The sequence below is a fragment of the Streptomyces sp. NPDC051219 genome, assembly GCF_040682335.1.
GTDB lineage: Bacteria > Actinomycetota > Actinomycetes > Streptomycetales > Streptomycetaceae > Streptomyces.
In genome coordinates this window covers 519862-540975 of the sequence record NZ_JBFBAS010000001.1, presented here as the reverse complement: position 1 = coordinate 540975, position 21114 = coordinate 519862, and the positions used below count along the sequence as shown (strand labels likewise).

Annotated in this window: 19 protein-coding genes; 9 read left to right on the top strand and 10 right to left on the bottom strand. The window is 69.6% G+C overall.

The window, feature by feature from the left end; genetic code table 11:
* Positions 1 to 1317: a peptidoglycan recognition protein gene (locus AB0M62_RS02580; protein WP_366072204.1), complete on the bottom strand. Its 1317-nt coding sequence runs from the start codon at positions 1315 to 1317 to the stop codon at positions 1 to 3.
* 127 nt (positions 1318 to 1444) lie between these two features.
* On the opposite strand from AB0M62_RS02580, the gene AB0M62_RS02575 reads away from it, so the two are divergent.
* From AB0M62_RS02575 to AB0M62_RS02560, 4 genes are all read left to right on the top strand, one after another.
* Positions 1445 to 2197, top strand: a complete 753-nt coding sequence (locus tag AB0M62_RS02575; protein WP_366072203.1) for a TIGR03089 family protein — start codon at positions 1445 to 1447, stop codon at positions 2195 to 2197.
* 212 nt (positions 2198 to 2409) lie between these two features.
* Positions 2410 to 3735 carry an LCP family protein gene (locus tag AB0M62_RS02570; RefSeq protein ID WP_366072202.1) on the top strand — a complete coding sequence of 442 codons (1326 nt, stop codon included), beginning with the start codon at positions 2410 to 2412 and terminating at the stop codon, positions 3733 to 3735.
* 185 nt (positions 3736 to 3920) lie between these two features.
* Entirely contained in the window at positions 3921 to 5657 is a 1737-nt protein-coding gene (locus tag AB0M62_RS02565) for an LCP family protein (RefSeq protein WP_366072201.1), read from the top strand.
* Positions 5658 to 5705: 48 nt separating this feature from the next.
* Positions 5706 to 7358, top strand: a complete 1653-nt coding sequence (locus AB0M62_RS02560) for an LCP family protein (RefSeq protein ID WP_366072200.1) — start codon at positions 5706 to 5708, stop codon at positions 7356 to 7358.
* Positions 7359 to 7449: 91 nt separating this feature from the next.
* Here AB0M62_RS02560 and AB0M62_RS02555 read toward each other — a convergent pair whose 3' ends face one another.
* A complete protein-coding gene (locus AB0M62_RS02555) occupies positions 7450 to 8511 on the bottom strand; it encodes a glycosyltransferase family 2 protein (RefSeq protein WP_366072199.1) in 1062 nt (353 codons plus the stop codon).
* A gap of 225 nt (positions 8512 to 8736) precedes the next feature.
* On the opposite strand from AB0M62_RS02555, the gene AB0M62_RS02550 reads away from it, so the two are divergent.
* On the top strand, positions 8737 to 10101 hold the full coding sequence (locus AB0M62_RS02550) for an LCP family protein (RefSeq protein ID WP_366072198.1): 1365 nt from the start codon (positions 8737 to 8739) through the stop codon (positions 10099 to 10101).
* A 53-nt stretch (positions 10102 to 10154) separates the two neighbouring features.
* Here the strand turns inward: AB0M62_RS02550 and AB0M62_RS02545 are convergent, their stop codons facing one another.
* Positions 10155 to 10679 (bottom strand): acyl-CoA thioesterase, encoded by a 525-nt coding sequence (locus tag AB0M62_RS02545; RefSeq protein ID WP_366072197.1) that lies wholly within the window; start codon positions 10677 to 10679, stop codon positions 10155 to 10157.
* A gap of 107 nt (positions 10680 to 10786) precedes the next feature.
* Between AB0M62_RS02545 and AB0M62_RS02540 the strand changes: the two genes are divergently transcribed.
* Entirely contained in the window at positions 10787 to 12031 is a 1245-nt protein-coding gene (locus tag AB0M62_RS02540; protein ID WP_366072196.1) for an LCP family protein, read from the top strand.
* Positions 12032 to 12092: 61 nt separating this feature from the next.
* Here AB0M62_RS02540 and AB0M62_RS02535 read toward each other — a convergent pair whose 3' ends face one another.
* The 3 genes from AB0M62_RS02535 to AB0M62_RS02525 form a co-directional block, all read right to left on the bottom strand.
* Positions 12093 to 12491: a VOC family protein gene (locus tag AB0M62_RS02535; protein ID WP_366072195.1), complete on the bottom strand. Its 399-nt coding sequence runs from the start codon at positions 12489 to 12491 to the stop codon at positions 12093 to 12095.
* A gap of 332 nt (positions 12492 to 12823) precedes the next feature.
* Positions 12824 to 13474, bottom strand: coding sequence for a hypothetical protein (locus AB0M62_RS02530; protein WP_366072194.1), 651 nt, complete (start codon positions 13472 to 13474; stop codon positions 12824 to 12826).
* Positions 13475 to 13642: 168 nt separating this feature from the next.
* Positions 13643 to 14800, bottom strand: a complete 1158-nt coding sequence (locus tag AB0M62_RS02525; protein ID WP_366072193.1) for an acyl-CoA dehydrogenase — start codon at positions 14798 to 14800, stop codon at positions 13643 to 13645.
* 187 nt (positions 14801 to 14987) lie between these two features.
* Between AB0M62_RS02525 and AB0M62_RS02520 the strand changes: the two genes are divergently transcribed.
* Positions 14988 to 16328 (top strand): UDP-glucose/GDP-mannose dehydrogenase family protein, encoded by a 1341-nt coding sequence (locus AB0M62_RS02520; protein ID WP_366072260.1) that lies wholly within the window; start codon positions 14988 to 14990, stop codon positions 16326 to 16328.
* A 69-nt stretch (positions 16329 to 16397) separates the two neighbouring features.
* On the opposite strand, the gene AB0M62_RS02515 is transcribed toward AB0M62_RS02520, so the two are convergent.
* Complete coding sequence (locus AB0M62_RS02515) at positions 16398 to 16898, bottom strand: CGNR zinc finger domain-containing protein (protein ID WP_366072192.1); 501 nt, start codon at positions 16896 to 16898, stop codon at positions 16398 to 16400.
* Between the two features lie 86 nt (positions 16899 to 16984).
* On the opposite strand from AB0M62_RS02515, the gene AB0M62_RS02510 reads away from it, so the two are divergent.
* On the top strand, positions 16985 to 17347 hold the full coding sequence (locus AB0M62_RS02510) for a VOC family protein (RefSeq protein WP_366072191.1): 363 nt from the start codon (positions 16985 to 16987) through the stop codon (positions 17345 to 17347).
* 79 nt (positions 17348 to 17426) lie between these two features.
* Here AB0M62_RS02510 and AB0M62_RS02505 read toward each other — a convergent pair whose 3' ends face one another.
* From AB0M62_RS02505 to AB0M62_RS02495, 3 genes are all read right to left on the bottom strand, one after another.
* Positions 17427 to 18596, bottom strand: a complete 1170-nt coding sequence (locus AB0M62_RS02505) for a dipeptidase (protein WP_366072258.1) — start codon at positions 18594 to 18596, stop codon at positions 17427 to 17429.
* A 107-nt stretch (positions 18597 to 18703) separates the two neighbouring features.
* Positions 18704 to 19237 (bottom strand): 5-(carboxyamino)imidazole ribonucleotide mutase, encoded by a 534-nt coding sequence (purE, locus tag AB0M62_RS02500; RefSeq protein ID WP_366072190.1) that lies wholly within the window; start codon positions 19235 to 19237, stop codon positions 18704 to 18706.
* Positions 19234 to 20373 carry a 5-(carboxyamino)imidazole ribonucleotide synthase gene (locus AB0M62_RS02495; protein WP_366072189.1) on the bottom strand — a complete coding sequence of 380 codons (1140 nt, stop codon included), beginning with the start codon at positions 20371 to 20373 and terminating at the stop codon, positions 19234 to 19236. Before AB0M62_RS02495 ends, purE begins: the two co-directional genes overlap by 4 nt.
* 208 nt (positions 20374 to 20581) lie before the next feature.
* On the opposite strand from AB0M62_RS02495, the gene AB0M62_RS02490 reads away from it, so the two are divergent.
* Positions 20582 to 21112 (top strand): GtrA family protein, encoded by a 531-nt coding sequence (locus AB0M62_RS02490; protein ID WP_366072188.1) that lies wholly within the window; start codon positions 20582 to 20584, stop codon positions 21110 to 21112.
* Positions 21113 to 21114 lie beyond the last annotated feature (2 nt).

The following is a 21114-nucleotide window of genomic DNA, read 5'->3' as shown; positions in this document are numbered from 1 at the left end:
TCACCGGCCCTGGTACTTGGCCGACGTGGTCCGGGCGCTGCCGAGCTTCTTGTAGAGGCGGGATCCGGGGCATTCGGTGGCGAATCCGTCCCGGTGCCCGGAGATGACGTTGAGTTTGACTTTCCGGCCCTTTTTATAGAGGTTTCCGCCGCCCGAGGTGAGGGTTGTCTTGCCGGCCGGGTTGGCTCCGAAGAGGCCGAGTTTCCAGGCGGTCAGGCGTGCTACGGCGTCCACGGCCGCCTTGGGCGGTGCCGAGTTGCCGAAGCTGCCGAGGACGGCGATGCCCATGCTGTTGGTGTTGAAACCGAGAGTGTGGGCGCCGAGGACCGGCTTGGCCACGCCTCCCCCTCGCCCTTCGTAGATGTTTCCGCACTTGTCGACGGCGAAGTTGTAGCCGATGTCGCGCCAGCCACTGCTCTTGACGTGGTAGCGGTAGATACTGCGAAGGACCGAGGAAGCCTGCGAGCACTTGTAGTTGTTGCCCGAGGCGCTGTGGTGCACGAAGGCCGCCTTGACCGTCTTGGTGTAGATGAAGCCGCCTTCCCTGATCCCCTCGTCGGCTCCCCAGCCCTTGCGCGTGACGATGCGCGGGCGGGGTCCGATGTACGGGCGCATCACCGGACCGGCGGCGCCCTCGGTCCAGAGCGCCGCTTCGGCCTCCCAGGCCCGCCTGCCCGGTGACCCGGCCAGCGCATTGGCCAAGGAGTGGGCGGGCAGATCGGCCGACCAGGCGCGCGGCGAGCCGTTCCGGGGGTCTTCGCCCGGGTTGACGAGTTCGACGCGCATCCCGGAGGGGAGGCGGGCGGGTGCGACGCTGCGGTCCGAGCCGTTCCGGTGCGCGGCATCCGCCTGCACGCGTACCTCCACGCCGTCGGAGGCACCGACCCACAGCGGGGCCGTGCTGCCACGCACCCGTCCCGAATTGCGCTCGTCCGTCTCCGGATCGGCCGAGTGTTCCTGGTTGTGCGTCTCCAGGTCCTGCCAGCCGGACCAGTCGGTGGTTCCGGCGGCCCGGGTGCGCACCTGGACACGGCCGTGCAAGTCGGCGCTCGCGTCGTCCCAGACCACACCCACCAGCGAGAACGTCCGTACCTTGCGCGGTGGCAGGCCCGCTCTCGCGGTGCCGGAGACACCGGCGGTGCGGTCGGCGGCGGTGCCGAGCGGGGCCAGGGGCAGCGACTGGGTGGAGCCGGGCACCGCCGCTTCGGCGGGGGCCGGCTGTATGGGGGCCTTGGTGTCGGAGGGCAGGGCGGCGAGCGGGAGTGCCAGTGCGGCCGTACACGCGACGCCGATCGAGGAAGCTAGGAATCCACGCATGAATCTGATGTTGTACATAATCAGACAAACCTGTCCATCGGAGAGTTGACGGCCTATCGGCCCGGCGCGTCCGGCCACTCCCCCGTACGGCGGACCCGCGCGGCGCCGCCCGCGTACCCTTGCGCGGGTGAACGCCACTGATCGCACCCCCGCCGACCTGCTGCGATCCGCCCTCGCCGCGGATCCGGCCCGCCCGCTCGTCACCTTCTACGACGACGCGACGGGCGAGCGCGTCGAACTGTCCGTGGCCACCTTCGCCAATTGGGTGGCCAAGACCGCCAATCTCCTGCAGGGAGACCTGGGCGCGGAGCCGGGCGACCGGCTGGCGCTGCTGATGCCCGCGCACTGGCAGACCGCGGTCTGGCTGCTCGCCTGTTCGTCGGTGGGCGTCGTCGCGGACGTGGGCGGCTTCCCGGCGCAGGCCGATCTGGTCGTCAGCGGGCCCGACACGCTGGACGAGGCGCGCGCCTGCGGCGGGGAGCGGGTGGCACTGGCCCTGCGCCCCCTGGGTGGCCGCTTCCCGCAGCCGCCGGCCGGGTTCGTGGACTACGCGGTCGAGGTGCCGGGCCAGGGCGACCGCTTCTCGCCGTTCGCGCCGGTCGACCCGGAGGCGGTGGCCCTGTCCGTCCGGGGCGAGCAACTCACCGCCGTGCAGGTGGTCGAGACGGCGCGCGCCGACGCGGCGTCACGCGGTCTCGAACCCGGCTCGCGTCTTCTCTCGGGGCTGGCGTACGACAGCTGGGAGGGGCTGTCCGCCGGCCTGTTCGCGCCGCTCGCGGCCGGCGGCTCGGTCGTTCTGTGCCGGAATGTCGTCCAACTGCCGGAGGGTGCGCTCGACAAGCGCATCGAGACCGAGCGGGTCACCGGCACGGTGCTCTAGGCGTGGTCCGGGCGATCTGCGAGGCCCGACAGGATCGCCCGGACGGACCTGGGGCGACGAGTCCACCCTTCTGGGCGCACCGGACGCACCGGGCGCCGAGCATCCAGACCTGAGCGGCACTGCCGCGACATGATCGACGGTACGCACGACCAACCGCGACTTTCGGCCGTCCATCCAATCGGACGGCCGGTGCGCCGCCGACTCCATGAGGGATGGACGCAGACGTGACCGACAGAGCTGGCACGCCCCCCGAACGGGAGAACCCGGCCGAGGACGAGCCGCCGACCGGAACGTCTGGGCCGGACGAGGCCGCAGACAAGGGGAGCGGACTGCCGGCCGACCGTCCCGCGGAAGTAGCGCCCGCCGACGGCGGCGACCCGGGCGCCCAGCCGTCCGGCGACGGCACGGCCGACGGAGCCGACGCCGCCACGGCCGAGGGCAGACGTCATCTGCTGCGTTGGGCCGCACTCGCCGTCGCGCTCGCCGTCCTCGGCGGGAGCGGCGCCGCCTGGTGGCTGTACCGCAAGCTCGACAGCAACATCACGACCGACACGGACGCCGCCGCCGAGCTGGAGGCGTACGAGAAGGAGCGCCCTCCGCTCGCCGTGCGGGGCGCTCAGAACATCTTGCTCATCGGCTCCGACACCCGCGCCGGCCGCGGCAACGGCCAGTACGGCAAGGACCGCGGCAGCCAGCGCTCGGACACCACGATCCTGCTGCATCTCGCCGCGAACCGGCAGAGAGCCACGGCCGTCTCGATCCCCCGCGACCTGATGGTCAGTATCCCGGGTTGCCGGCAACCGGACGGCGAGCGCTCGAAGGAGCGGTTCGCCCAGTTCAACTGGGCCTTCGGGTACGGCGGCGCGGCCTGCACCATCCGTACGGTCGAGAGGCTCACCGGCATCCGCGTCGACCACCACATGGTGATCGACTTCCGCGGCTTCAAGAAGATGGTCGACGCGGTCGACGGCGTCGAGGTCTGCCTCAAGAAGTCGATCAACGACAGGGACGCCCACCTCAAGCTGGCGGCCGGCCGGCACACCCTGCGCGGCGAGCAGGCGCTGGGGTTCGTCCGCGCGCGAAAGAGCATCGGCAACGGCAGCGACACCGAACGAATGGACCGCCAGCAGCAGTTCCTCGGCTCGCTCGTCAAGAAGGTGCAGAGCAACGGCGTGCTGCTCAATCCGACGAAGCTCTATCCCGTACTCGACGCAGCGACTTCGTCGATCACGACCGACCCCGGCCTGAACACCCTGCGGGATCTCTACGGACTTGTACGCGGCATGCGAGATATCCCCACAGAAAAGGTGCAGTTCCTTACTATTCCTCGCAAGGCATACCGTTACGACCTGAATCGTGACGAACTCAAAGAACCGGCGGCGACGCGCCTCTTCGAGCATCTGCGCATGGACCGTCCCCTGAATGTGGCCCCCGGGACCGACGAAGAAGGGACCGAGGAGGACGGCGAGTTCACGACGAAGCCGAGTCCGGCGCCCACGTTCAAGGGCACCACGGCCGCCGGCGGTACTTGTCGGTAGCGAATTGGGCGGTTTGCCCAGTTGTAGGGGAGTGGAATTTGTCACCAGCATGGCTCGGCGCTGAACTGGGCGGATAGTGTGAGCGATCCGGTGAACCCGGCCTTGGGCCGCGCACTGCCGGAACGTAAGACCGAGCGCCTGGGGGGAGGCGTTTCGCGTGGCACCGACGGAGGACTCAAGCAACCGTGGATGCGCAAGGCCGTGGGCGGGCTGACGAAATCGACCCCGCAGACCAGTGGGTACTCAACCCCGACACCGGCAACTACGAACTGCGACTGGACCGCTCCGTAGGGCAGCCGTCCGCCTCGCGTCCGCGTAGAGCCCCCGCCCCTCCGTCCGGCAGAACGACCTCGGGATCGGGCACCGGAGAGACGGTCGCCCACGGCAGGACCACGACGACGCCCCGGCGCAAAGTGCCGGGGCCGCGCCGTGGAGACGGGCCCCCGCCCGGAGGCCGGCGCAGCCGTAAACGGCGGCCGGAGAAGTCACGCAAGAAGAAGGCGCTGCTGATCACGGGCGGCGCCATGGCGTTCGTCATGGTGGCCGGCTCGCTGGGGCTGTACCTCTACTACAAGCACCTCGACAGCAACATCAACACGATCGGGGTCGGCGACGCGGGCAGCGGCGGGTTCAAGAAGGACCAGGCCGTCAACATCCTGCTCGTCGGCACGGACAAGCGGACCGGCAGCGGCAACGAGGGCTACGGCGACAAGAACAGCCCCGGCCACGCCGACACCACGATCCTCTTCCACGTCTCCAAGGACCGGACGAACGCGACCGCCGTCTCCATCCCCCGTGACCTGATCACCGACATCCCGGACTGCCCGACCAAGTTGGAGGACGGCACCGAGAAGATCATCCCGGGCCAGCAGGGTGTCCGCTTCAACACCAGCCTCGGCCAGTCGGGCCGCGACCCGGGCTGCACCATGCGTACGGTCAAGGAGCTCACCGGACTCACGGTCGACAACTTCATGATGGCCGACTTCAACGCCATCAAGACGCTGACCACCGCGGTCGGCGGGGTCGAGGTCTGTGTCGCCAAGGACGTCAACGACGAGGACTCGAAGCTGAAGCTGACCAAGGGCACGCACACGATCGAGGGCGAACAGGCCCTCGCCTTCGTCCGGACCCGGCACAGCTTCGGCAACGAGAGCGACCTGGACCGGATCCAGACCCAGCAGCAGTTCCTGAGCTCGCTGATCCGCAAGATGAAGTCCGAGGACACGCTCACCAGCCCCGGCAAGCTGATGGACCTGGCCGAAGCCGGCACCAAGGCGCTGACGGTCGACGACTCCATAGGCGGGATCAAGGAGCTGGCCGGGCTGGCCAAGGAACTCGCCAAGGTGAACCCCCAGAACATCACCTTCACCACCCTGCCGGTCATCGACAACCCGGCCGAGAAGATCAAGGCCACGGTTGTGGTCAACGAGAGCAAGGCCGCACCGCTCTTCGCGATGATGCGCTCCGACACCTCGCTGACCGAGGTGAAGAAGCAGGAGAAGGCGGCCAAGAGCAAGCAAGACGCGCTGCTCAAGGGCGAGCGGGCCGAGCCCACCGACGTACGGGTCGACGTCTACAACGGTGGCGGCCCCGCCGGCTCAGCGCAGACGACGCTCAACTGGCTGCAGAACGAGCAGGACGTACCGAAGTCCAGCAATCTCGGCAACGCTCCCGCGAAGGTGAGCAAGACGACGCTCGAGTACGCACCGAACCAGGCCGACCAGGCCCGCGCCCTCGCCGACATGATGGGCCTGCCCGCCTCGGCGCTGAAGCCCGGCACCACGGATGCCGCGGAGAGGACGCCCATGACACTCACGCTGGGCGAGGACTTCAAGGGCGCGGGAATTCCGATCAGCGGTCCGGCGAAGGCACCGAAGGACATTCAGCAGGTCCAGGCCGACAAGGCGGTGTGCTCCAAGTGATACCGGCTCGGCGGACCCGACACAGAGCTTGACAATCAGGGGGGACGAGTGACGCAGAGCAGCGTGGAGAGGGAGGGGGCACCCCCAAGGGGGGAGCACGCCCGCGAACTCGGCTGGGACGACGGCCTGTACGAGGGTGGGGACCCGGAGAGAGAACCGGAGGCCGCGGGGGGCGGGCACCGGCGCCGCGTTCCCCGGCGCAGACGACGCGGCAAATGGCGCATACTGCGCTGGGCCGCGGCGGTCCTCTCCCTGCTCATACTGGGGACGGCCGCCGCCGGATACCTGTATTACCGCCATCTCAACAGCAACATCAAGACGGACGACCTGAACCTTGGCGACAAGGAGATGGGCAAGTCCAAGCCGAACGCCTTCGGCCAGGTTCCCCTGAACATCCTGCTCATCGGCTCCGATGCCCGCGACTCCAAGGCGAACCAGAAGCTCGGCGGCGCCAGGAAGACCTTCGGCGGAACTCCCCTCGCGGACGTGCAGATGCTGCTGCACGTCTCCGCCGACCGCAGCAACATCTCCGTGATCAGCATGCCGCGCGACACCCTGATCAAGATGCCCAAGTGCACGGCCAAGGACGGTGAGGTCTTCCCGGCCACCGTCGTCCCGCGGATGACCAACGAGTCCCTCGGGCGGGGCGGGCCCGGCTGCACGGTGGCCGCCTGGCACGAGCTCACCAAGATTCCGATCGACCACTTCATGATGATCGACTTCGCCGGTGTGGTCTCGATGGCCGACGCCATCGGCGGTGTCCCGGTGTGTGTCACGGACAACGTCCACTCCCGCAACTACAAGGGCGAGGGCTCCGGGCTGAAGCTCGAGGCGGGCACCACCAACATCCAGGGCGAGCAGGCGCTGCAGTGGCTGCGCACCCGGTACGGCTTCGAGGACGGCACCGACCTCGCGCGGACCCACGGCCAGCACATGTACATGAACTCGATGGCCCGCGAGTTCCGCGAGAACGCCAAGCTCAGCAACCCCACCAAGCTGAACAGCCTCGCCCAGGCGGCCATCAAGGCCATGATCGTCGACGAGGGCCTCAACAAGATCGACAAGCTTTTCGATCTGAGCATGGAGCTCAAGAAGGTTCCGACCGAGCGCATCACCATGACCACCATGCCGTGGCGGCCGTCACCGTCGGACCCCAACCGGGTGGAGCCCAAGCCGGGCGATGCCGACAGGCTCTTCCAGATGGTCCGCGACGACATTCCGCTGGACGGCAAGGCCCCCGCCAAGAAGAAGCCCCCCACTCCCGCCTCCAAGGACCCGGCCGCGCCCACGGGTGAGGTCGCCGTGCTGGTCCGCAACGGCACCAGCGGCAAGGACGGCGCTCAGCTCCGCGAGAGGGGCCGGGCCGGAGCGGTCACCCACGTGCTCAACGGGAAGGGCTTCGCCTCGGCCAAGGCCGACACCCAGTTCGCGGCCGAGGACAAGACCGTGATCCGCTTCCCCAGCAGCGATCTGGAGGGCGACGCACAGGCCGTCGCGAAGGCTCTCGGGCTGCCGCTCACCTCGGTGGAGCGGTCGACGGACGTGTCGGGCGTCACTCTGATCGTGGGCGCGGACTGGCGTACGGGGACCACGTTCCCCAAGGCGTCCGCGACCGATGACGGCAAGGCCCCCTCGTCGGCCCGCCCGCTCAACGGAGAGACCAAGGCCTGCATGCAGGTCCAGAAGGGCTTCACCTGGTAGCGAGGACGACATGACGGACGTACGAAGGGGCCCGAGCGGGGGCCCCTTCGTACGTGGGTCGCTGCCGGCGGCCTGATCCGGACGGGAGATCCTAGGCCGTCGCTGAGTCGGCGGCCGGCTGGACGGCCGGGCGACGGCTCGCGATGACCTTCTTCGCCAGCGCACGGGGGCTGGTCAGGAAGCCGTACCCCCAGGACATGTGCATGGTGGCCAGCGCGACGGGAATCTGCGCCCGCGCCTTCAGCGGCAGGCCCCTGCCCGCCGGTACCGAGCCCGCCACGATCGCGGCGAGATAGCCGGCCGGGACCACAAAGCCCCACGGGGTGACGGCCGCGCCCAGCACCGTGCCCGCGGCGATCGCGCAGACCGCGGTCGGCGGCGCGAGATAGCGCAGGTTGATGGAGCCGGCGTGGAAGCGGGCGACGACATGGCGCCAGCGGCCGTAGTCCTTGTACTGCTTGGCCAGCGCCCTGATGCTGGGGCGCGGCCGGTACTGGACCTTCAGCTCGGGCGAGAACCAGATCAGTCCGCCGGCCTCACGGATCCGGAAGTTCAGCTCCCAGTCCTGGGCCCGGATGAACTCCTCGTTGTAGCCGCCCTGCCGCTCCAGCGCCTCACGGCGGAAGACGCCGAGGTACACGGTTTCCGCGGGACCGGCCTCGCCGCCCGTGTGGAACGCCGCGTTGCCGACGCCGATCTTCGAGGTCATCGCGGCGGCGACCGCGTGCTCCCACTCGCTTTCGCCCTCCGCGTGCATAATGCCGCCCACGTTCTGCGCGCCGGTCTCCTCCAGCAGCCGCACAGCGGTGGCGATGTAGTCCGGCGAGAGCATGCCGTGGCCGTCGACCCGGACCACGACGGGGTGCCGGGACGCCTTGATGGCGGCATTGAGCGCGGCCGGGGTACGGCCGGTCGGATTCGGGACGGTGTGGACGCGGGCCCGGGCGTTGCCGGCGGTCTCGCGTACCAGCTCGGCGGCGATCTCGTCGGTGCGGTCCGTGGACGGCCCGAGCGCGATCACCACCTCCATCTCGCCCTCGTACTCCTGCTCCAGGATGTGCTGGACGGAGTTCCTCAGATGGCGTTCCTCATTGAGCACCGGCATGATCACGGAAACGGACGGATGCTGGGGCTGCTGGGGTGTGGCGTTCATCGGTGGTCACGTTACCGCGAACGGGGGACACGGTCGCGCGCCGACCGGTCGCTGCCCGCTGTCGCAGATCGTATGGGCCTACCGTGCTCACGGTCCCCCCTTGCCGCCAGCGGAGGTGTCCCCGTGCCCCAACCGCACCGCTCCCCCGGTCCCCGGCAACCCCGGCCGCCCCGGAACTCCCCGCGGCGCGGCCCGCACAGAAGCCGCCACCGGCCCCGCTGGGGAATGCGGGTGGCGACGACCCTCTCCATGGTGGTGCTGGGGTCCGGGGCGATCGGGCACGCCCTGATGACCAGCCTGGACACCGGAATCGACCGGGTCGACCCCTTCAAGGACATGAAGAACCGGCCCGAGGCCGGCCATGGCATGAACATCCTGCTGGTCGGCACGGACGGCCGGGACAAGATCACGCAGGCGGACAAGGAGAGGTACCGGCTGGGAGGCGCGCCCTGCCACTGCACCGACACGGTCATGCTGGTGCACATCTCGGAGAACCGGGAGCGCGCGAGCATCGTGAGCCTGCCGCGGGACAGCTACGCGGAAGTTCCCGCGCACACCGACCAGACCACCGGCAAGCAGCACGACGCCCACCCGGTGAAGCTCAACGCCGCGTACGCGGAGGGCGGGCCCCACCTCACGGTGCGCACGGTCGAGCACATGACCAAGGTGAAGATCGACCACTATCTGGAGGTCGACTTCACCAGCTTCATGAAGACCGTCGACGCGGTCGGCGGGGTGAAGATCTGCACGGTCCGGCCGATGAACGACTCGTACACCGGACTCAACCTGCCCGCGGGCAATCACCAGCTGACCGGCGGACAGGCTTTGCAGTACGTGCGCTCCCGGCACATCGACGGCGCCTCGGACCTCGGACGCATGCAGCGCCAACAGCGCTTCCTGGCCGCGCTCATCTCCCGCGTCACCGACTCGGGAGTCATGCTGAACCCGGTGAAGTTCCGCCAGGTCTCCGCCACGCTGCTCGGTTCGGTACGGGCGGACAAGGGCTTCGGTACGCCGGAAATGGTCGCCCTGGGCCAGGCGATGCGCGGCTTCACGCCTGCCTCGTCGGAGTTCACGTCCGTACCGGTCGGTGATATGAGCCACCCGGTGAAGGGCATCGGCTCGACCGTCAAATGGGACGAGCCGAAGGCCGTGGAACTCTTCCGGGCGCTGCGCGACGACCGGCCGCTCGCACCGTACGGGCCGAAGCGGAAGCGTGCCGCGCCCGTCGACGTCGCCCCGCAGCAGATCCGCGTACACGTGGAGAACGGCACCGCCGTCGACGGCCTCGGCAGCCGCGTCGACAAGGCCCTGAAGGCCACCGGCTTCAACACCACCGGCGCTCCCGGGAACGCCGCGAGCCGCGACGTGCGGCGCACCGTCGTGTCCTACGACCCGCGCTGGAACCGCTCGGCGAAGTCACTGGCCGTCGCGCTTCCGGGCGCCGAGCTGCGTGCGGTGAAGGGGCAGGGGCCCACACTGCGGGTGACGGCGGGCACGGACTTCAGGGGAGTCACGCCGGTCCGGGCCGACGATCCGTACCAAGGCGAGTCCGGGGTGGTCACGGGCGACCAGGTGGTCTGCCCGTAGGAGGAGACCCGGATCACAGCGCCGCTCCAGTGTCCGGATTCACCGGGACCGGCTCAGTCGTCGAAGCCCTCCGCAGACCGCTTCTCCCGCAGTTCCTTGATCGCCCGCCGCCGGGCGAGCCGGTGCGTACGACGGATCTGCGCCTCCTGGTAGCGCCGCTCGTCGCGCTCCGTCTCCGGGATCACCGGGGGTACGGGCCGGGGCTTGCCGTCCGCGTCGACCGCCGCGAAGACCAGGTACGCGGTGCCGACCTGCGTCGCCGGCGTCGACTCGTTCCAGCGCTCCGCCAGGACCCGGACGCCGACCTCCATCGAGGACCGGCCCGTCCAGTTGACCTGCGCCTTCACATGAACCAGGTCCCCGACGCTGACCGGCTCCAGGAACACCATCTCGTCCATGGAGGCGGTGACCGCGGGGCCACCGGAGTGCCGCCCGGCGACCGCGCCCGCCGCATCGTCCACCAGTTTCATGATCACGCCGCCGTGCACCGTACCGAGCAGGTTGGTGTCACTGCCGGTCATGATGTGCGAGAGGGTCGTTCGTGAAGCAGAGGTGGGCCTACCAGGGAGATCTGTCATGGTCACCACCTTAAGTCCGGTCGCAATGCATCAGCTCTGCAACAGCCCGGACCCGAATTCCCACCCGCCCTGTCAGGCTGCACCACCCGGCATGCATGCTTGTCCGCATGAATGACTGGCCCGACGGATGGACCGACAACCGCGACGACCGGTACGGACGCGGCAGCGCGAGCGCGCAGCCCGAGGGCGCCCGGTCCATGCGGCACGTTCAGCGCAGGCAGGCCCGGGGGCCGGCCGCCGCACCGCCGGTGCCAGGTGTTCCGCCGCAGCAGTCGCAGGGTTACGACGACTACGACGGTGGCGGCTACAGCCGGGGCCAGGTCTACGGCGGCGACGGATCGGGCGGCCGCCCGCCGTACGCCGGACAGGCCGCCCCCGACTGGCGCCGCCGGTTCAAGCTGGGCACCCTGACCCTGGTCGTCGTCCTCCTCGCGGTCTCCGTCGGTACGTACTTCTGGGCGGACTCGAAACTCAAGCGCGAGGTCGACCTTTCCAAGGTCATCGAGCGGCCGGGCGAGGGCGACGGAACGAACTACCTGATCGTGGGCTCCGACAGCCGTGAGGGCATGTCCGCCGAGGACAAGAAGAGACTCCGGACGGGCTCCGCCGAGGGCAAGCGCACCGACTCGATGATGATCCTCCACGACGGCAGCAACGGGCCCACCCTGATCTCGCTGCCGCGTGACTCGAACGTGGAGATACCGTCCTTCCGCGGATCGGACTCCGGCAAGCTGTTCCCCGCCGCGGGCCGGCAGGTAAAGCTGAACGCGGCGTACGCGGAGGACGGCCCCGAGCTCCTCGTCCGTACCGTCGAGCACAACACCGGCCTGCGCATCGACCACTACGTCGAGATCGGCTTCGCCGGCTTCGCCAACATCGTGGACGCCATCGGCGGCGTGGAGATGGACATCCCCAAGGCGTTCAAGGACAAGAACTCCGGCGCCGACTTCCAGGCCGGCCGGCAGACCCTCAACGGCGAGCAGTCCCTGGCCTTCGTCCGCACCCGCTACGCGTTCGCCGGCAGCGACCTGGACCGCACGAAGAACCAGCAGAAGTTCCTCGCCGCCCTGGCGAGCCAGACGGCGACCCCGGGCACGCTCCTGAACCCTTTCAGGCTGTACCCGACGATGGGCGCCGGACTGGACACGCTCATCGTCGACAAGGACATGAGCCTGTGGGACCTGGGCCGGATGTTCTTCGCGATGAAGGGCGTCACGGGCGGCGAGGGCAAGTCCATGAACATGCCGATCTCGGGCACCAGGAACGGCAACCTGGTCTGGGACAAGGCCAAGGTGCAGCAGCTGGTGCAGCAGCTCAAGAACGACGAGAAGGTCACCGTCGAGTCGCAGTGAGCCGGGACGGCGTGACGCTCGTCGCCCGGCTTCGACGAGTCCGCCCTACGACGGGTCCGCCCTAACGGGCCCGCGCGTAGGGGCGGGTGATGATCTCCATGTTGTGGCCATCGAGGTCGTCGAAGTACGCACCCCGACCGCCGAAGAGGCGGTTGATCCGGCCGGGCTCTGTGTGGCTGGGGTCGGCGTAGTACGTGACTCCGGCCGCCTCTATCCGGCCGATCATGATGTCGAATGCCTCTTCGGACACCAGAAACGCGTAGTGCTGTGGCGCGACCGGGTTGTCGGCGTCCTCGTAGAAGTCGAGCGTCACGCCGTTGCTGGTGTCCACCGGGATGAACGGCCCGAACGGCGCGCCGACTTCCAGGCCGAGGATGCCGGCGAGGAATTCGGCCGAGGCGAGCTTGTCCTTGGCATGGACGACGGTGTGGTTCAGCTCCACGTGGGATTCGATCGGCATTGTCTGTGTTCTCCTCCAGCATTGGTCATCCCGCGAACCGCGGAATGGCGCGGGCAGGACGAACTCATCACGGGCCACCGCGATGAGGGAGTGCGCGAAATGCGCGAAATCGCGGGAACATCGCGGGAACACAGACAGGAAGGCGGGCCTCTGGCCCGCCTCGCGCTCACGCCGAGGCCGGGTGCCCCACTCGCTCTTGGCCCATGGCCGACCCGGCAGTCATGGCCAGAACCCTAGTGCGGCGAACACAGCGCGGCAACGCAGTTCCGTTCGGCCCCGAGGCTGCCGGGCGGCGGATGGGCTGCCCGGCAAGCGAGTTGCAGCCCCGCCCGTCAGCCGGCGAAGGGATTCGCGTGGCCGGGCAACTGCTCACCGGCCGCCAGGAAGCGCCGGCGCCCGTACTGGTCGCTCACGGGAACGAACCCCGCGTCCAGCAGCCGCTGCTCCATCCGCCCTCTGCGGAGCGCGCTCAGCCTGAACAGGCCCGCCAGGGCCGCGCCGAGCGCAACGCCGCCGACGAGCTTCGCAAGGATGTACTTCCCGTCCAGCAGCGTCATCAGCACCACCAGGGCGAACATGCCCCCCACGAACCTCTTCGGCCCCTTCTCCAGCCCATCTCCCAGGACGTCGAACCCGATCCGGTCCTTCAGCCGCGCGACGGCCTCCCGCGCCCCGGCGTCCGGCTTCAGGGTGCCCGGCCGCATCCCGGGCACCGGCCCGCCGTTGCCGGCCTGCGGATACCGGGAGATGGTGGCCACCTCTCGCTGCCGCGCCTCGGGGCTCGGGTCGCGGTAGAGGTAGACGTTCATGGCCTGCTTGTTGGCCTCGTCGCGGCGCGCCTCCACGTACGCGAATCCGTACTGCTCGGCGACGTACGCCAGCGCGGCGAGCCGGCTCGCGACGGAGAACGGGTGCGTCAGCACCACGACATCCTTGCTCGCGACCTGCCGGAGCAACCCGGCGATCTGACGATCCGCACCCATCCTGACCCCCACTGTTCTCACTGACTCTGCGGCAGCGCAGCCTAGCGGGAGCGGTGGGAGCCGTTCCGGTTGGGGGCCAGGCGCCCACATGCTCCGCGCTGTCGCAGCAACAGACAGAGGCACCCCGGAGGGTGCCTCTGAACTGCTCTTGCTGCTGGGTGCTGCGGGCTACGGCAGGTTCCTCGCCATCACGATCCGCTGCACCTGGTTCGTACCTTCGTAAATCTGCGTGATTTTGGCGTCGCGCATCATGCGCTCCACCGGGTAGTCACGCGTGTAGCCGTAGCCGCCCAGGAGCTGGACCGCGTCCGTGGTGATCTCCATGGCCGCGTCCGAGGCGTAGCACTTGGCGGCCGCACCGAAGAACGTCAGGTCCGCGTCCACGCGCTCCGACTTGGCGGCCGCGGCGTAGGTGAGCTGGCGTGCGGCCTCCAGCTTCATCGCCATGTCCGCGAGCATGAACTGCACGCCCTGGAAGTCGGCGATCGGCTTGCCGAACTGCTTGCGCTCCTGGACGTAGCCCTTCGCGTAGTCCAGCGCGCCCTGGGCGATGCCGAGAGCCTGGGCCGCGATGGTGATGCGGGTGTGGTCCAGGGTCTTCATCGCCGTGGCGAAGCCGGTGCCCTCCTCGCCGATCATGCGGTCGGCGGGGATCCGGACGTTGTCGAGGTAGACCTCGCGGGTCGGGGAGCCCTTGATGCCGAGCTTCCGCTCCGGAGCGCCGAAGGAGACGCCCTCGTCGGACTTCTCCACGACGAAGGCGCTGATGCCCTTGGAGCGCTTGGTCGGGTCGGTGACGGCCATCACCGTGTAGTACTCGCTGACGCCCGCGTTGGTGATCCAGCGCTTCACGCCGTTGAGTATGTAGTGGTCGCCGTCGCGGACCGCCTTGGTCTTCATACCGGCGGCGTCCGAGCCGGCGTCCGGCTCGGAGAGGCAGTACGAGAACATCGCGTCGCCGGCCGCGAGCGGGCCGAGGTACTTCTTCTTGAGGTCCTCGGAGCCGGAGAGGATCACCGGCAGCGAGCCCAGCTTGTTGACGGCCGGGATCAGGGAGGAGGAGGCGCAGACGCGGGCCACCTCTTCGATGACGATCACGGTCGCGAGGGCGTCGGCACCCGCGCCGCCGTAGGACTCCGGTACGTGCACCGCGTGCAGGTCGGAGGAGGCGAGTGCGTCCAGCGCCTCCTGGGGGAAGCGGGCCTGCTCGTCCACCTCCGCGGCGAACGGCGCGATCTTCGCCTCGGCGAGGGAGCGGACGGTGTCGCGGAGCATGTCGTGCTCTTCGGCCGGGCGGTACAGGTCGAAGTCGTTCGATCCCGCCAAGGTCTCTCACTCCCAAAGATGCTAACTACCGTTAAGTAACCCAATTTTAGACGGCTGCCGCTCACCGGCATACGTGAGCTTCGCGACAGCGGCCGACGACACGAGGGACGGCATGGGGAAACGTCCCCGGAAAATGCCCGACTATGCTCAGGCGCGCACGCCTGCCCGCACCTCCCTGGAGCACCACATGGCCCTCAAGATCACTGTGATCGGCACCGGCTACCTCGGCGCCACGCACGCCGCGGCCATGGCCGAGCTGGGCTTCGACGTGCTCGGGCTGGACGTCGTCCCCGAGAAGATCGAGATGCTCTCCGCCGGCAAGGTCCCCATGTACGAGCCGGGGCTGGAGGCGCTGCTGCGCAAGCATGTCGCCGGCATCGAGGGGTCGAGCGGACGGCTGCGGTTCACGATGTCCTGGGAAGAGGTCGGCGATTTCGGCGACGTGCACTTCGTGTGCGTGAACACTCCGCAGAAGCAGGGCGAGTACGCCTGCGACATGTCGTACGTCGACGCCGCCTTCGAGTCGCTGGCGCCGCAGCTGCGGCGGGCCGCCCTGGTCGTCGGCAAGTCGACCGTGCCCGTCGGCAGCGCGGCCCGGCTCGCGACGCGGCTCGCCGAACTGGCCCCGGCGGGCGCCGCGGCCGAGCTCGCCTGGAACCCGGAGTTCCTGCGCGAGGGCTTCGCCGTGCAGGACACGCTGCACCCGGACCGGATCGTCGTGGGTACAGAGAGCGAGCGGGCCGAGAAGCTGCTGCGTGAGGTCTACGCGACTCCGGTCGGGGAAGGGTCGCCGTTCGTAGTGACGGACTTCCCCACAGCCGAACTGGTGAAGACCTCCGCGAACTCCTTCCTCGCGACGAAGATCTCTTTCATCAACGCCATGGCCGAGGTCTGCGAGGCGGCGGACGGCGATGTGGTGAAGCTGGCCGAGGCGATCGGCTACGACGAGCGCATCGGCTCGAAGTTCCTGCGGGCAGGGATCGGCTTCGGCGGCGGGTGTCTGCCCAAGGACATCCGCGCGTTCATGGCGCGCGCGGGCGAGCTGGGCGCCGATCAGGCACTGACCTTCCTGCGCGAGGTCGACTCGATCAACATGCGGCGGCGCGGGCACATGGTCGAGCTCGCCCGGGACGCGGTCGGGGGCGGTTTCCTGGGCAAGCGGGTGGCGGTGCTGGGGGCGACCTTCAAGCCCGACTCCGACGACGTACGGGATTCGCCGGCGCTCAATGTCGCGGGGCAGATCCATCTGCAGGGCGGCCAGGTGATGGTGTACGACCCGAAGGGCATGGACAACGCCCGGCGCCTCTTCCCGACGCTCGGCTACGCGGACACGGCGCTGGACGCGGCCCGGGGCGCGGACGTGGTGCTGCATCTGACGGAGTGGCGCGAGTTCCGCGAGCTGGACCCGGCGGAGCTGGGCGAGGTGGTCGCGGAGCGACTGGTTCTGGACGGCCGCAACGCGCTGGACCCTCTCCGCTGGCGTGAGGCGGGCTGGACGTACCGCGCGATGGGCCGCCCCCGCGCCTGACCGCGCGACGGGCCGTTGCCGCGGCCCCCGACGGCAGTCGGTGCGGCCGGGCTCCCGACGGCAGCCGTCTCAGGGCTTGGCCGCGCGCCTGGCGCGGTACGTGCGCATTTTCGCGCGGCTGCCGCAGACCGACATCGTGCACCAGCGGCTGCGGCCCGCCGGGCTGCGGTCGTAGTAGGCCCAGCGGCAGTCCTCCGCCTCGCACGCCTTCAGCCGTTCCCAGGTCCCGTCCATGACGGCGGTGGCGATTGCCGCCGCGATGCGGGCGGTCAGCCCGGCGGGACCGGCCGGGCTCAGCGTCGCCCCGCCCTCCTCGTCCACCGTCAGCACCAGCGGAGCCGCGGACAGCAACCACGTCAGGGCCTCGGCCGCCTCGGGCGGCATGTCCTGGCCCGCGTGGGCGAGACACGCGGCCCGTAGCGCCTCCCGCAGTTCCGCGGTCCGGGCGAGCTCGTCCCCGGAGAGCGCGAACGTCCCGGCGAGGCGGTCCTCGCCCGTGTCGATGCTCAGCGTGTTCACCAGCGCCTCCACCAACGCGAGGCCCCCCGGCGCGGCCGCTCTCTCAGTCATGCTTGCGACGTTACCTCCTATGCGGGAGCATGAGGTAACGGTTACTGGTTACGCCGAAGTACCGGTAACTCCCCGAGGGAGGAAACATGGCTGTCGCCAAGCTGGGCACCGTCGTTCTGGACTGTCCCGACCCGCACGCGCTCGCCGCCTTCTACGCCGAACTGCTCGGCGGCAAGGCCGAGACCGGGGACGAGGGGTGGGTGGACCTCAGCGGGTACGAGGGAACGCCGCTCGCCTTCCAGAAGGCCCCTGGATACGTGGCGCCGAGGTGGCCCGCGGCGGACACCTCGCAGCAGTTCCACCTCGACCTCTCCGTGCAGGATCTCGACGCCGCGGAGGCGCGGGTACTGGCGCTCGGCGCGAAGGCGCTGGACGCGGCCGACCGGACGCGGACGTGGCGGGTCTACGCGGACCCGGCCGGTCACCCGTTCTGCCTCTGCGCCTGCTGACGGCGGTACGGGCGACCGTACGGACCGCCGGTACGAGCCGGCCGTACGAGCCGGCCGGCTCGTACCGGCCGGCCGCGCCTCAGATGACGGCGTTGGACGGGCCGCGACGCGACTGGATGTCCCGGGCCACGTCCTCCGCCGCGCGCAGCACTCGTACGGCGTTCTGCCAGGTCAGCTTGGCCAGGTCCGCCGACGACCAGCCCCGGCGCAGCAGTTCGGCGACGAGGTTCGGGTAGCCGGCCACGTCCTCCAGGCCCTGCGGGGTGAACGCCGTTCCGTCGAAGTCGCCGCCGATGCCGATGTGGTCGATCCCGGCGACCTCGCGCATGTGGTCGAGGTGGTCGGCCACGGTGGACGCGGTGGCGACCGGGCGCGGATGCGCGGCCTCGAACGCACGGTGGACCTTCATCGCCTCGGGCGTGGTGTCGAGGTGGTGAAGGCCGTGGGCCCGCATGTTCTCGTCGGCCGCCCGGGTCCAGGCGACTGCCGCCGGAAGGATGAACTTCGGAACGAAGGTGGCCATGGCGATGCCGCCGTTGGCGGGGAGCCGGCCCAGGACGTCGTCCGGGATGTTGCGCGGGTGGTCGCAGATCGCTCGGGCGGACGAATGGGAGAAGATCACCGGCGCGGTGGAGGTGGCGATGGCGTCGCGCATCGTCGTGGGGGCCACGTGCGAGAGGTCGACGAGCATGCCGCAGCGGTTCATCTCCCGTACGACCTCGTGGCCGAACGGGGTCAGGCCGCCGGCCCGCGGGACGTCCGTCGCGGAGTCGGCCCAGTCGATGTTGTCGTTGTGCGTCAGGGTCATGTAGCGGACGCCGAGTGCGTACAGGGCCCGCAGCGTGGCCAGCGAGTTGTTGATCGAGTGGCCGCCCTCGGCTCCCATCAGCGAGGCGATCCGGCCGTCGCGGCGGGCCTGCTCCATGTCGTCCGCGGTCAGCGCCCGGCTCAGGTCCGCGGGGTAGCGGTCGAGCAGCTGGCCGACGCCGTCGATCTGTTCGAGGGTCGCGCTGACCGCTTCGTCGCCCGCCATATCGGAGCGTACGTACACGGACCAGAACTGCGCGCCCACCCCGCCGGCCCGCAGCCGGGGGATGTCGGTGTGCAGATGGGCCGACTGGTCGGTGGCCAGATCACGCTGAGCGAGGTCGTAACGGACCTGTTCGCGCAGCGCCCACGGCAAGTCGTTGTGACCGTCGACCACGGGGTGTTCGGCGAGCAGTTCGCGGGCTCGGTCGAGGTACTCCAGGTGCTCCACGGCCACTGCGCCTTCCCCTGTCACGGTCCCTGCCGCGTTTCCGGGCGCGGCCCCCGCCGGAGTTCCGGCTCCTGCAGCGGTCACAGCCGCGTTCCCCGTCACTGGCCGAAGCCGAACGCGGCCGCGCTCTCGACCTTCGACCGCAGGCGCCTGCCCTTCTCGGTGGCCTGCTCGTTCAGCTCCTGCTGGAACTCGCGCATCCGGGCGAGAAGCTCCTCGTCCTGGGTCGCGAGGATGCGGGCCGCCAGCAGCCCCGCGTTGCGCGCGCCGCCCACCGACACCGTGGCCACCGGGACGCCCGCCGGCATCTGGACGATGGACAGGAGCGAATCCATGCCGTCGAGGTACTTCAGGGGCACGGGAACGCCGATCACCGGGAGCGGCGTGACGGAGGCCAGCATGCCCGGGAGGTGGGCCGCGCCGCCGGCACCCGCGATGATCGCCTTCAGGCCGCGTTCGGCGGCCTCCTCGCCGTACGCGATCATCTCGCGCGGCATGCGGTGTGCGGAGACGACGTCGACCTCGTAGGGGATCTCGAACTCGTCGAGGGCCTGGGCGGCGGCTTCCATGACGGGCCAGTCGGAGTCCGAGCCCATGACGATGCCGACGAGCGGGGCGCTGGGGGAGCTCATTCTGTGATCGTCCCTCTGAGATAGCCGGCTGCGTGACGGGCGCGTTCCAGCACGTCGTCCAGGTTGTCGCCGTAGGTGTTGACGTGACCGACCTTGCGGCCCTGCTTCACGTCCTTGCCGTACATGTGGATCTTGAGCTGCGGGTCGCGGGCCATGCAGTGCAGATACGCCGCGTACATGTCGGGGTAGTCGCCACCCAGGACGTTCGCCATGACCGTCCACTTCGCGCGCGGGCGCGGGTCGCCGAGCGGCAGGTCGAGGACCGCCCGGACGTGGTTGGCGAACTGCGAGGTGACCGCGCCGTCCTGGGTCCAGTGCCCCGAGTTGTGCGGGCGCATGGCCAGCTCGTTGACCAGGATCCGGCCGTCGGTCGTTTCGAACAGCTCGACTGCGAGGTGGCCGACCACACCCAGCTCCTGGGCAATGCGGAGAGCGAGCTGCTGCGCCTGTCCCGCCAGCTCGTCGGGGAGGTCGGGCGCGGGGGCGATCACGGTGTCACAGACGCCGTTGACCTGGATGGACTCCACGACGGGGTAGGCGACGGCCTGGCCGTGCGGCGAACGGACGATGTTCGCCGCGAGCTCGCGGCGGAAGTCGACCTTCTCCTCGGCCAGGACCGGCACGCCCGCGCGGAACGGCGCCTCGGCGTCCGCTTCGCTGCGGACGAACCAGACGCCCTTGCCGTCGTAGCCGCCGCGCACCGTTTTCAGAATGACGGGGAAGCCGTCGCCCTCGGCCGCGAAGGCAGCCACATCGGCGGCGTCCGCCACGATGCGGTGCCGGGGGCTGGGTGCGCCGATCTCGTCCAGCCTGGCGCGCATCACCCCCTTGTCCTGGGCGTGCACCAAAGCCTCGGGCCCCGGCCGGACGGGAATGCCGTCCGCCTCCAGGGCCCGCAGGTGCTCGGTCGGGACGTGTTCATGATCGAACGTGATCACGTCGCAGCCGCGCGCGAAGGCGCGCAGCGTGTCCAGGTCGCGATAGTCGCCGATGACGACATCGCTGACCACCTGGGCCGCCGAGTCCTCGGGGGTATCGCTGAGGAGCTTGAACTTGATGCCGAGGGGGATGCCCGCCTCGTGGGTCATACGGGCGAGCTGACCGCCACCGACCATGCCGACTACCGGGAACGTCACGCCACCAGGGTATCCGCCACACCGGACCGCACGGGTCCGGCCGGCGTTCGGCCGGCCGGCGGCCGGTCGGCCGGTACCGCACAACCTGTCCCCGGCCTGCACCTAACGGGCTCGCCACACGTGGATCCGGGCCCGCAGGCGTACCCGGAGGGCGGCGATTAGCATGGCTGGGTTGACGCAATCGACCGACAGGGGCTGAGCGATCATCATGAGCGCTGTGTCGTACAAGCGGGCAGCACTCTCCGCACGGCTGCGACAGCTCGCCCGCGAGGTCGCCAAATTCGGCGCGGTCGGGGGCATGGGCCTGCTGGTCAACATGGGTGTGTTCAATCTGCTGCGGGCCACTACCGATCTTCAGGTGGTGCGGGCCAGTGTGCTGGCCACCGTGGTCGCCATCGCCTTCAACTACGTAGGGTTCCGGCACTTCACGTACCGCGACCGCGACAAGGGCGGCCGCACCCGCGAGCTGACGCTCTTCCTGCTGTTCAGCGCGATCGGCCTGGTCATCGAGAACGGCGTGCTCTACACCGCGACGTACGGCTTCGGCTGGGACACCCCGCTTCAGAGCAATGTCTTCAAGTTCCTGGGAACCGGCATCGCCACCCTCTTCCGCTTCTGGTCCTACCGCACCTGGGTCTTCCGGGCCCTGCCCGCGCGCGAGGCCGTGCAGGCTGCCGAAGCCCTCCTGGAGGAAGAGCCTCCGCGGCCGCGGGTCGGGGCGCACCGCGCCCACCGCTAGGG

Bases quoted from the DNA above. Each gene is read 5' to 3' on its own strand.
- AB0M62_RS02580 (WP_366072204.1), bottom strand. From the start codon at position 1,317: ATGCGTGGATTCCTAGCTTCCTCGATCGGCGTCGCGTGTACGGCCGCA.
- AB0M62_RS02570 (WP_366072202.1), top strand. From the start codon at position 2,410: ATGGACGCAGACGTGACCGACAGAGCTGGCACGCCCCCCGAACGGGAG.
- AB0M62_RS02555 (WP_366072199.1), bottom strand. From the start codon at position 8,511: ATGAACGCCACACCCCAGCAGCCCCAGCATCCGTCCGTTTCCGTGATC.
- AB0M62_RS02550 (WP_366072198.1), top strand. From the start codon at position 8,737: ATGCGGGTGGCGACGACCCTCTCCATGGTGGTGCTGGGGTCCGGGGCG.
- AB0M62_RS02545 (WP_366072197.1), bottom strand. From the start codon at position 10,679: ATGACAGATCTCCCTGGTAGGCCCACCTCTGCTTCACGAACGACCCTC.
- AB0M62_RS02540 (WP_366072196.1), top strand. From the start codon at position 10,787: ATGAATGACTGGCCCGACGGATGGACCGACAACCGCGACGACCGGTAC.
- AB0M62_RS02535 (WP_366072195.1), bottom strand. From the start codon at position 12,491: ATGCCGATCGAATCCCACGTGGAGCTGAACCACACCGTCGTCCATGCC.
- AB0M62_RS02530 (WP_366072194.1), bottom strand. From the start codon at position 13,474: ATGGGTGCGGATCGTCAGATCGCCGGGTTGCTCCGGCAGGTCGCGAGC.
- AB0M62_RS02520 (WP_366072260.1), top strand. From the start codon at position 14,988: ATGGCCCTCAAGATCACTGTGATCGGCACCGGCTACCTCGGCGCCACG.
- AB0M62_RS02515 (WP_366072192.1), bottom strand. From the start codon at position 16,898: ATGACTGAGAGAGCGGCCGCGCCGGGGGGCCTCGCGTTGGTGGAGGCG.
- AB0M62_RS02510 (WP_366072191.1), top strand. From the start codon at position 16,985: ATGGCTGTCGCCAAGCTGGGCACCGTCGTTCTGGACTGTCCCGACCCG.
- purE (WP_366072190.1), bottom strand. From the start codon at position 19,237: ATGAGCTCCCCCAGCGCCCCGCTCGTCGGCATCGTCATGGGCTCGGAC.
- AB0M62_RS02490 (WP_366072188.1), top strand. From the start codon at position 20,582: ATGAGCGCTGTGTCGTACAAGCGGGCAGCACTCTCCGCACGGCTGCGA.